This window comes from Caulobacter sp. D5 (genome assembly GCF_003185805.1).
Taxonomy (GTDB): domain Bacteria; phylum Pseudomonadota; class Alphaproteobacteria; order Caulobacterales; family Caulobacteraceae; genus Caulobacter.
The window spans coordinates 1-7680 of sequence record NZ_QHJY01000435.1; the positions used below are offsets into that span (position 1 = coordinate 1).

Here is a 7680-nt window from a genome sequence, read left to right on the forward strand (position 1 = left end):
CTCACCAGCAACTTCCCCCTCAGTCGCTCCGCGACAGCTCCCCCTTCAGGGGGAGCATCCCTTTCCCGCACTGCGGTGAAGAAACGATCTGCCGCTGCGTCAGCGGCCAAGCGGCGAAATCCCCCATGGCTCAGCCCGCCGCGCGACCGAAATATCCAGCGTCACCACCAATGCGCGACTCGTCGCCGCTGGCGGGCGAGCACGCTTGAACCGCGTCGCAAAAGGTCCACATAAATAACGACCATCCGCCCAGTCCCGGGCGGACGGACCGTACGACTCAGGCGCATCGTCTGAAGTGACGGCGGTCCGCGTGGCAAGGCGCGAGTTTCGCGCGCCGGCCGGGAGTGAAAACATGTCTGAGATCCGTACGCTTCCTGTGTTGCCCCTGCGGGATATCGTTGTGTTCCCGCACATGGTGGTGCCGCTGTTCGTTGGGCGCGACAAATCCGTCCGCGCCCTCGAGGAAGTGATGCGCGGCGACAAGCAGATCCTGCTCGTCACCCAAAAGAACAGCGCCGACGATGATCCGGCTCCGGCCGACATCTACGAAGTCGGCGTGCTGGCCACCGTGCTGCAACTGCTGAAACTGCCCGACGGCACCGTCAAGGTGCTGGTCGAGGGCAAGGGCCGCGCCGCCGTCGTGCGCTTCACCGAGCAGGAGGCCTATTACGAGGCCCAGGTCGGCGAAGTCAGCGAAGACCAGGGCGCCGGTCCCGAGGCCGAGGCCCTGTCGCGCGCCGTCGTCGAGCAGTTCGAGAACTACGTCAAACTGAACAAGAAGGTGCCGCCCGAGGCCCTGGCGTCGATCCCGCAGATCGCCGAGCCGGGCAAGCTGGCCGACAGCATCGCCGCCCACCTGTCGGTGAAGATCGGCGACAAGCAGCACCTGCTGGAAATCTTCGACGTCACCAAGCGCCTGGAGAAGGTCTTCGCCCTCATGGAAGGCGAGATCTCGGTGCTGCAGGTCGAGAAGAAGATCCGCTCGCGCGTGAAGCGCCAGATGGAGAAGACCCAGCGCGAGTATTATCTGAACGAGCAGATGAAGGCGATCCAGCGCGAGCTGGGCGACCCCGACGATCAGCGCGACGAGCTGATCGAGCTCGAGAAGCGCATCAAGAAGACCAAGCTTTCGAAGGAAGCCCGGGCCAAGGCCGAGGGCGAACTGAAGAAGCTGCGCAACATGAGCCCGATGTCGGCCGAGAGCACGGTGGTCCGCAACTATCTGGACTGGCTGCTGTCGATCCCGTGGGGCAAGGCCAAGACCAAGAAGATCGATCTCAATGAGAGCGAGGAGATCCTCGACGCCGACCACTACGGCCTGGACAAGGTCAAGGAGCGGATCCTGGAGTACCTGGCCGTGCAGGCCCGGACCAACTCCCTGAAGGGCCCGATCCTGTGCCTCGTCGGTCCTCCGGGCGTCGGCAAGACCTCGCTGGGCAAGTCGATCGCCAAGGCGACGGGTCGCGGATTTGTGCGCATGAGCCTCGGCGGCGTGCGTGACGAGGCCGAGATCCGCGGTCACCGCCGCACCTATATCGGCTCGATGCCCGGCAAGGTCGTCCAGTCGATGAAGAAGGCCAAGACCACCAACGCCTTCGTCCTGCTCGACGAAATCGACAAGATGGGCAGCGACTATCGCGGCGATCCGGCCTCGGCCCTGCTGGAAGTTCTGGATCCGTCGCAGAACTCGACCTTCGGCGATCACTACCTGGAGGTCGACTACGACCTGAGCCAGGTGATGTTCGTCACCACGGCCAACAGCCTGAACATGCCCCAGCCGCTGCTGGACCGCATGGAGATCATCCGCATCCCCGGCTACACCGAGGATGAGAAGCTGGAGATCGCCAAGCGTCACGTTTTGCCCAAGCTGGCCAAGGATCACGGCCTGAAGGACAGCGAGTTCGTCGTGCCGGAAAAGGCGATCCGCGACCTGATCCGCTACTACACCCGGGAAGCCGGCGTGCGGTCGCTGGAGCGGGAACTGGGCGCCCTGGCCCGCAAGACGGTGCGTGACCTGTCGCGCGAAAAGGTCGCCTCGATCACGATCGACGACGAGCGTCTGGCCAAGTACGCCGGCGTCAAGAAGTACCGCTACGGCGAGACCGACGAAGTCGACCAGGTCGGCATCGTCACCGGTCTGGCCTGGACGGAGTTCGGCGGCGACATCCTCACGATCGAAGCCGTGAAGATGCCGGGCAAGGGTCGCATGTCGATCACCGGCAACCTCAAGGACGTGATGAAGGAGTCGATCTCGGCGGCCAACAGCTACGTCCGCTCGCGGGCGCTGCAGTTCGGCATCAAGCCGCCGGTGTTCGAGAAGACCGACGTCCACATCCACGTGCCGGACGGCGCCACGCCCAAGGACGGTCCGTCGGCCGGTATCGCCATGGCCCTGGTCATGGTCTCGGTGCTGACCGGCATCCCGATCCGCAAGGACATCGCCATGACCGGCGAGATCACCCTGCGCGGCCGGGTGACCGCTATCGGCGGCCTCAAGGAGAAGCTGCTGGCGGCCCTGCGTTCGGGCGTGAAGACGGTGCTGATCCCGCAGGAAAACGAGAAGGATCTCGTCGACGTGCCGGAATCGGTGAAGGCCGGTCTCGAGATCATTCCGGTCTCGACGGTCGACGAAGTGCTCAAGCACGCTCTCACCGGACCCCTGACTCCGGTCGAGTGGAGCGAATCGGAGGAGCCTCTGGCGAGCCCCGCGAAGGGCGATGAAGCCGGAGACGACGCGGTTCTCACGCACTAACAGTAACTTATTGTTGATAACTGGGGCGGCGCGGGAATTTTCCGCGCCGCCTTCGTTTGACGGGGCAAGCGTTCCCCGCATACTTCCCGGCGAGCGAAGCGGCGTAAGCTGTTGCAGCGCCGCCGCTTATTGGCTGGGAGATAAAAATGACCACAAAAGCCGAACTCGTCACGGCGATCGCCGAAAAGGCGGGCATCAACAAGAACCAGGCGAAGGACGCCCTGGAAGCTTTCATCGACACCGTCACCGCTTCGCTGAAGTCGGGCTCGGACGTGCGTCTGGTGGGCTTCGGCACCTTCAAGGCCGTGACCCGCGCCGCGGGCACCGCGCGCAACCCGCGCACCGGTGAAACCGTCGAGCGTCCGGCCTCCAAGACCGCCCGCTTCCAGGTCGGTGAAGGCCTGAAGACCACCCTGAACGGCTAATCCCGTTTTCGGTCTTCAAAGGGGCGGGGCGTTCCAACGGCGTCCCGCCCTTTTTCATGCGCGCTTCCCAGACCGCCATTCGGCGGCTAGAAGGCGCGACCCTGCGGGCGGTTAGCTCAGCGGTAGAGCGTCTCGCTTACACCGAGAATGTCGGGGGTTCGATCCCCTCACCGCCCACCAGGGGATTGCTGACACCAACTGTCAGCGATCTTCGGCAGTCTCCCAGGCGTTCCGACGCCAAAAGGGAGATCGTCATGCCCGTCAAGGGAAGCTGCCACTGCGGCGCCGTCCAGTTCCAGGTCGAGACCCCGCCGACCGAACTTGCCGACTGCAACTGCTCGTTCTGCTCCAAGCGCGGCAATCTGGTCGCCTACTACCCGCTCGCCGCCTTCAGGCTGCTGACCGCCCGCGATCGGGTCTCGACCTACCAGTGGGGCGACTACATGGGCACGCACCATCACTGCGGCGTCTGCGGCTGCGGGACCTACAGCCAGTTTCCCGACTTCAGCAGCGGCCAGGCCGACTACGACAATCCCCGCGTCGCCATCAACGCCCGCCTGCTCGAAGGCTTCGACCTGTCGCCCCTGCCGGTGAACCACCTCAATGGCCGCGACGACTGGTGAGCCTCAGAGCAAGGCCTCCAGCGCCTGGGCGGCGCTGCGGGCCTTGGCGTCGGCGGCGATCCGCGCGCCCAGGGCCCTGGCCGCCTCGCGCCAGGCCGGCTCGTCCAGCAGCCGGCTCAGAGCTTGGCCGATCTTCTCCGGCGAGGCGTCCGGCGCCAGGGTGATCGCCGCGCCCCGGTGGGCGGCGCGCATGGCGTTGTCGTTCTGGTCGCGGCCCATGGGCAGGCACAGCAGGGGCGCGCCTTCCATCAGCGGCCGCAGGGTCGAGCCGTGGCCGGCGTGGGTCACGAAGGCGGCGGCGTCCTTCAGCAGGGCGCCGTGCGGAGCGCTGCGCACGACCTTCACATTGACTGGGGCATCGAACTCGGCGGGATCCAGGGTCGGGCCGGTCGTGACCAGGGCGCGGACGGGCAGGGCGGAAAGGGCGGCCAGCACTTTGCGAAGCGTCGCTTCCTGCGCCTGGTAAAGGCTCGAGAACGACACCAGCACCAGCGGCGTGTCGCCTTGCGGAACCTCGACGGTCTCCACCCAAGCCGGATCGGCCAAGTAGGGGCCGACATGGGTGAACGGGGCGGGCAGGGGATCGGGGGCGAAGTCGAAGGCTGGGCTGGTCGCCAGCAGGATCGCGTCGGCGGCCTCGTACTGCGCGAACAGGTCGGCCAGTTCGGGCAGGCCGTGCTCGGCCCGGGCGGCGTTCAGCGCCGGCAGGCCCGACTGGAAAAGGCCCCGCGCCATCTGGGCGACCATCGCATGCATGGCCCGCTCCTGGTCGTCGGTCGCCGGGGCCATGCCGGCCCCGAACGGCGGCGCGCCGGGCAGGTTCGGCAGCGACCAGACATTGGCGGCCAGCAGAGCGAGCCTGGTTCCCCGCGCCTGGGCGGCGATCATCGCGCCCAGCAGCAGCTCCTGGCTCACCACCACGTCGGCGGGGAAGGCGTCCAGCGCCTCCAGCACGTCGCGGGCGTAAGACGCGGCCGGGCCGGTCATCACCCGGTCGAGCAGGCGCTCGATGACGGCCATGGGATTGTCGGCCTCGAAGTCGCGCAGCCGGTCGTCCTCGCGCGACTTGCCGGTCTGGAACGGCGCGGTCGTCCAGGCGCGGAACGGCACGGACAGCGCCGCGGCGTCGGCGGCGTTGGCCGGATCGCTGATCGCCAGCACCTCGTGGCCGCGCGCGGCGAGGTCGGCGGCGACCATCAGCAGCGGCTGGACGTGACCGCCGCCCTCCCAGGTCGTGAACAGAAATCGCGCCATGATCCTCGCCCCCTACGCAACCTAGCGAACGGTCTCGTATCAGATGTTTTTGCGCCTGGCGCGGGCACGACGTAGGGTGGCGCGGCGAGCCGCTGGACAGCGGCCAAGCTTCGGGGGAACCTCCCGTTGCTGAGCACCTTAATCGCTTGGCGGCCGCGTAAGACGGCCCCGCTGCAACAGCGAGGTACGGCGTGATCGATCTTCTGCCCACTTCCCCGCCGAGCCCAGAAGCCGGCGCGCCGCAGATTCGATCCGCCTCAGGTCGGCCCGCTCGTTTGATCGACACGACAATGCTTTACGCGCCGCGCAGCGGCGGCGTGCGCCGATATCTCAACGCCAAACGCGCCTGGCTGGCGGCCAATCGGCCGAGCGTTCGTCACACCCTGGTCGTACCCGGGCCGCGCGACGCCCACGACGGCCACGGCCGCGTGTCGATCTACGCCGCGCCTCTTCCGTTCGGCGACGGCTACCGCTGGCCTATCGGCAAGACCAGCTGGATGGAGCGGCTGATTCGCCAGCGGCCCGACATCATCGAGGCCGGCGACCCCTACACTCCGGGCCTGGCGGCGCTGAAGGCGGGCGACGCCATGGGCGTGCCGGTCGTCGGATTCTGCCACACCGATCTTGGCGCCCTGGCGGCGCTGCACATCGGCGAGTGGGCCGAAAAGCCGGTCCAGAAGCGCTGGGCGGCGATCTATCGCCAGTTCGACCAGGTTGTGGCGCCCAGTCACTTCATCGCCGGCCGGCTCGTCGAAGCGGGGGTTCGAGACGCCATCGGCCTGCCGCTGGGCGTCGATGTCGACACCTTCCACCCGGCCCGCGGCGACCGCGCGGCCCTGCGCCGCCGGCTGGGCCTGACTGATCGCCACCGTATTCTCGTCTTCGCCGGCCGCCCGGCGCGCGAAAAGAAGCTCGACGTGCTGGTCGACGCCGTCGAGAAGCTGGGCGAACCCTATGTCCTGCTGCTGGTCGGAGCCGGGGCGGGCGCGCGGCCGAGCGATCGGGTGATCTCGATGGACTATCAGCGCGATCCCGAAGCCCTGGCCGCTATCCTGGCCGGCTGCGACGCCTTCGTGCACGCCAATGACAACGAGCCCTTCGGCCTGATCGTGCTGGAGGCCATGGCCTGCGGCCTGCCGGTGGTCGGCATCGACGCCGGCGGCGTGGCCGAAAGCGTCGACGAAGCCGTCGGCATGCTGGCGTCCGCCTCTGAAGGCGGGGTTTTCGCCGAGGCGGTCGAGGCGCTGTTCGCCCGCGACGTCGTCGCCCTGGGCCGCGCCGCGCGCCAGCGGGCCGAGGCCCGGCACGGCTGGACGCCCGTATTTGAGCGCCTGACCGGAATCTACGGCCGCCTCACCGGTTCGCGGGCGTTCGTCGGCGAAGCGGCGGAAGTCGCCGCCTCGCACTGACGTCGTCTAGGCGGCCTGGCGCAGCTCGCCGCGCAGGCCCGCCAGGATCTCGTAGCTGCGCAGCCGCGCGGCGTGGTCGAAGATCTGCGAGGCGGCCATCACCTCGTCGGCGCCGGTGGCCGCGATCACCGCCTTGACCTTGGCGGCGACGGTTTCCGGCGATCCGATCGCCGAATAGCCGAACGTATGGTCCAGGCCCGCCAGTTCGTGCGGCGCGGCGATGGCGGTGATGTCGTCGACGGGCGGCGGCAGCAGGCCGGGGCGGCCGCGACGCAGGGCCAGGAACTGCTGCTGGGTCGAGGTGAAAAGGCGGCGGGCCTCGTCGTCGGTGTCGGCCGCGCACACCCCGATGCAGATCATGAAGTAGGGCTTGTCCAGCTGTTCGGACGGCCGGAAGCCGCGGCGATAGACCTCGATCGCCTCCATCAGCTGGTCCGGCGCGAAGTGGGCGGCGAAGGCGTAGGGCAGGCCCAGCGCCGCGGCCAGCTGCGCGCCGTAGGTGCTGGAGCCCAGCAGCCACATCGGCACGTCCTGTCCTTCGCCCGGAACGGCGCGCACCGATTGGTCTTCCGAGGCCGGCTTGAACCACTGCTGCAGCTCGACGACGTCCTCGGCGAAGCGGTCGACCCCGCCCATGTAGCGGCGAAGCGCCCGCATGGTGGCCTGGTCCGTGCCCGGCGCGCGGCCCAGGCCCAGATCGATTCTGCCCGGATGCAGGGCCGCCAGCGTGCCGAAAGCCTCGGCGACCATCAGCGGCGCGTGGTTTGGCAGCATGATTCCGCCCGACCCGACTCGGATCTTCGAGGTTCCGGCGGCCACATGACCGATCACCACGGTTGTGGCGGCGCTGGCGATCCCGGGCATGTTGTGGTGCTCGGCCAGCCAAAACCTGTGGAAACCTAGAGACTCGGCATGACGCGCGAGATCCAAAGTATTGGCCAGGGCTTTACTGACCGATGTTCCTTGAGGAACCGGCGACAGATCCAGGACGGAAAGCGGGAGATCGGCGGGCTGAGTCATGCCCGCTAGATCGGGATGCGACCGCTCGGTAACAACCGTCCGCGGACACAATTTGTCGCAGTCGGCTTCGCGAACGCGCGTACAAGCAACAGCATGAGGCGCTTGTCTGGGCAGTTCAAAAAATGGGGGAGGGGAAAGTGGCGCGAATGACGGGGCTCGAACCCGCGACCTCCGGCGTGACAGGCCGGCGCTCTAAC

At 67.6% G+C, this 7680-nt stretch carries 6 protein-coding genes and 1 tRNA gene; 5 read left to right on the forward strand and 2 right to left on the reverse strand.

Annotated elements, in window-relative coordinates:
• The first annotated feature begins 352 nt into the window (after nucleotides 1-352).
• The 4 genes from lon to DMC18_RS22970 all read left to right on the forward strand — a co-directional run bounded on the left by lon (nucleotide 353) and on the right by DMC18_RS22970 (nucleotide 3800).
• Nucleotides 353-2752 carry an endopeptidase La gene (gene lon, locus DMC18_RS22955; RefSeq protein ID WP_110133341.1) on the forward strand — a complete coding sequence of 800 codons (2400 nt, stop codon included), beginning with the start codon at nucleotides 353-355 and terminating at the stop codon, nucleotides 2750-2752.
• Nucleotides 2753-2898: 146 nt separating this feature from the next.
• Nucleotides 2899-3177, forward strand: a complete 279-nt coding sequence (locus DMC18_RS22960) for an HU family DNA-binding protein (RefSeq protein ID WP_110117750.1) — start codon at nucleotides 2899-2901, stop codon at nucleotides 3175-3177.
• 105 nt (nucleotides 3178-3282) lie between these two features.
• Nucleotides 3283-3357, forward strand: a tRNA-Val gene (locus tag DMC18_RS22965).
• A 74-nt stretch (nucleotides 3358-3431) separates the two neighbouring features.
• Nucleotides 3432-3800 carry a GFA family protein gene (locus DMC18_RS22970; RefSeq protein WP_110117751.1) on the forward strand — a complete coding sequence of 123 codons (369 nt, stop codon included), beginning with the start codon at nucleotides 3432-3434 and terminating at the stop codon, nucleotides 3798-3800.
• A 3-nt stretch (nucleotides 3801-3803) separates the two neighbouring features.
• On the opposite strand, the gene DMC18_RS22975 is transcribed toward DMC18_RS22970, so the two are convergent.
• Nucleotides 3804-5054 (reverse strand): glycosyltransferase, encoded by a 1251-nt coding sequence (locus DMC18_RS22975; RefSeq protein ID WP_110117752.1) that lies wholly within the window; start codon nucleotides 5052-5054, stop codon nucleotides 3804-3806.
• Nucleotides 5055-5299: 245 nt separating this feature from the next.
• On the opposite strand from DMC18_RS22975, the gene DMC18_RS22980 reads away from it, so the two are divergent.
• A complete protein-coding gene (locus DMC18_RS22980; protein WP_233245129.1) occupies nucleotides 5300-6463 on the forward strand; it encodes a glycosyltransferase family 1 protein in 1164 nt (387 codons plus the stop codon).
• Nucleotides 6464-6469: 6 nt separating this feature from the next.
• On the opposite strand, the gene DMC18_RS22985 is transcribed toward DMC18_RS22980, so the two are convergent.
• Nucleotides 6470-7483, reverse strand: a complete 1014-nt coding sequence (locus tag DMC18_RS22985) for an LLM class flavin-dependent oxidoreductase (protein WP_110117754.1) — start codon at nucleotides 7481-7483, stop codon at nucleotides 6470-6472.
• Nucleotides 7484-7680: the final 197 nt, after the last annotated feature.